This is a genomic window from Sporosarcina gallistercoris, from assembly GCF_050459885.1.
GTDB lineage: Bacteria > Bacillota > Bacilli > Bacillales_A > Planococcaceae > Sporosarcina > Sporosarcina gallistercoris_A.
Genome location: NZ_JBCMNO010000033.1, coordinates 1 through 2440, shown reverse-complemented (window position 1 = coordinate 2440; position 2440 = coordinate 1). Strand labels below are relative to the sequence as shown.

The window sequence follows — 2440 nt, the reverse complement described above, 5'->3', positions numbered from 1 at the left end:
TGTTTATGGCACACTAGAAATGTAGGAAACGGCAGCTAATTTATGTATAAAAAAAGGCCACTTGCCAACATCTAAATAACTATCTATCCTCTTGTATGGACACAACTTTTACAGGAGGTAGTTAAGGAGATGCTAGCAATGGCTGAAGTTAATTATATCAGACACGAAACCAACATTAAAGGTAAGAAGTATGCGGAAGTGGCTCGGAAGGTCGGAGTCGATTGGAGAACTGTGAAAAAGTACTCGGACAAAGAAGACTTTTCATTGAAAACTCCAGTCCGTCAAACTAGGAAATCTCCCGTCATGGATCCTGTCAAACCGATCATCGATGAATGGCTAAGGGAAGATGCCCAAAAGAAAAGGAAGTTTCGTCGGACAGCCAAACGGATTCATACGTTATTAAAAGAGCACCATGATTTTGCGGGTTCTGACCGATCGGTCAGGGACTATGTAGCCAAGCGCAAACGAGAGCTCTTGGAGGAAAGCGAGGACGCTTCGCTGCCGCTTGTAACAAAACCTGGTGCAGCGCAGGTGGACTTCGGGGAAGCACCCTTCCTACACAAGGGCAAGGAAGTTATCATGCACTATCTTATTCTCTCGTTTCCGGCCAGTAACGCATTCGTATTCCAAGTCTTCCCGTCTGAAAACCGGGAATGCTTCCTGCAGGGGTTGACCAATATCTTTACATTCCTAGGCGGCGTCCCTCACACTATCCGGTTTGATAATCTATCCCCTGCCGTTTCTAAAATCTTGCCAAATGGCGAACGGAAGTTAACAGACGAGTTTGAACGTTTTACGGCTCATTACGGATTCCGATACGAGTTCTGTAATCCGAATAGTGGAAATGAGAAAGGTCACGTTGAATCAATGATTAAGTATGTTCGCAATAACTATCTGATTCCTGCAATCCCATATCAGGCTCTGTCCGCCTTAAATGAACAAGCGCTGTACTGGTCTGTACAGGATCGCAACCGTCCACATTTTGAGAAGGGACTGCCCATTGCCGAGCTCTATTCGGCAGACGAGCAACGCCTACTTCAGCTGCCAGGTAAACCATATGAGTGCGTTCGAAAGGAAACATTGAAAGCGGACAAGTATGGGTATGTTCGGATTGACGAACGAAAATACTCGACGTCCCCGCGCTTTGCCGGACAACGTGTCTCTGTCCGTCTCAGCTTTGATCAAGTGATGATTCTGACGGACAGCAATGAAGTGGTCACCACGCATCCAAGGTATTATGGAGATGAAAAGAAGACGAGCATGGATTGGCAGCCGTACTTAAGCCTGATGGCAAAGCGACCGACAGCTCTAAAATACACAACGTTCTTCGAAGAGTTGCCAGAAGAATGGAGATTCTATTTGGAAGCCTGTACGGTAGAAGAAAAGAAAGCAGCCCTCCGACTTCTCTCCATCCTTCTAAAAGAGCGAGATTTTAGCAAACCGACGGAAGCTCTCAGGATGGCATCCGAGCACGGGCATCCAAGCTCAGATACCATCAAGCATGTGTATTACCAATTACGCAACGGACGAGGCGTACGCCCGACCCTGTCGCTGCCTAAGCGTACCAGCCATCTGCCGATGGCCGAACAGCGGGTGGAGCGCGGACTCCAACACTACGATGAGCTGATGGATGGGACAGGGGGTGATCACTCATGAGAGCCCAAATTGAGGAGCATGCCAAGCGTCTGAAGCTCAGTTGGATACGTGAAAACTATCAGGAAATCAAAGCAGATTCCCACGAAGAATTTCTGCTTCAGCTATTTAAACAGGAAATCGCACAACGTGAGGAACGAAAGCTCGGGTTGTTGGTCAAGCAGTCTTGTCTGCCAGACATATCCGGCAGACAATTCGATTGGAATGGCATTCATATGAATGGCGATCTAACGAGAGATGAGGTGCTTCATGGCCATTTCATCGAACGGAAAGAGAATTTAATCCTTTACGGCGGTGTAGGGGTAGGAAAAACCTTACTCGCCTCCGTGACCGGCTGGAATGCCATTCAAGAAAAGCAGCGTAAGGTGCGCTTCTATACGGTGGCTCAGCTGGTCAATCAGCTGTTGGAAGCGAACGAGAAGGAGAAACTTGGAAAGCTATATAAGCAAATCGAGCAACTGGATCTTTTGATTCTCGATGAGATGGGCTATGTACCGCTTCACAAGCAAGGAGCGGAGCTTCTGTTCCAAGTGATCAACATGTGTTACGAGCAGCGTAGCGTCATCGTAACGACGAATCTCCAATTCGGTCAATGGAATCATATTTTTGGTGATCCAATCCTGACAGAAGCTTTTATTGACCGCCTGATTCACTACTCTCATCTGATTGTATTTAATAGAGAAAGCTTTCGACACAAAGAATCATTATTAAATCAGTAAAACGAGATGATTGGCAAGGACCTTCATTTTTAATTGCCGAAATATACATTTTCTACTTGCCAAATACA

2 protein-coding genes are annotated in these 2440 nt (G+C 46.4%); both read left to right on the top strand.

Annotated elements, in window-relative coordinates:
• The first annotated feature begins 129 nt into the window (after positions 1–129).
• Positions 130–1656 carry an IS21 family transposase gene (gene istA, locus ABE021_RS15420; RefSeq protein ID WP_430289895.1) on the top strand — a complete coding sequence of 509 codons (1527 nt, stop codon included), beginning with the start codon at positions 130–132 and terminating at the stop codon, positions 1654–1656.
• Positions 1653–2372 carry an IS21-like element helper ATPase IstB gene (gene istB / locus ABE021_RS15415; protein WP_430289893.1) on the top strand — a complete coding sequence of 240 codons (720 nt, stop codon included), beginning with the start codon at positions 1653–1655 and terminating at the stop codon, positions 2370–2372. The genes istA and istB overlap by 4 nt, the downstream gene beginning before the upstream one ends.
• Positions 2373–2440 lie beyond the last annotated feature (68 nt).

Excerpts from the sequence above, each read along its gene's own strand:
- istA (WP_430289895.1), top strand. The coding sequence starts at position 130 with ATGCTAGCAATGGCTGAAGTTAATTATATCAGACACGAAACCAACATT.
- istB (WP_430289893.1), top strand. The coding sequence starts at position 1,653 with ATGAGAGCCCAAATTGAGGAGCATGCCAAGCGTCTGAAGCTCAGTTGG.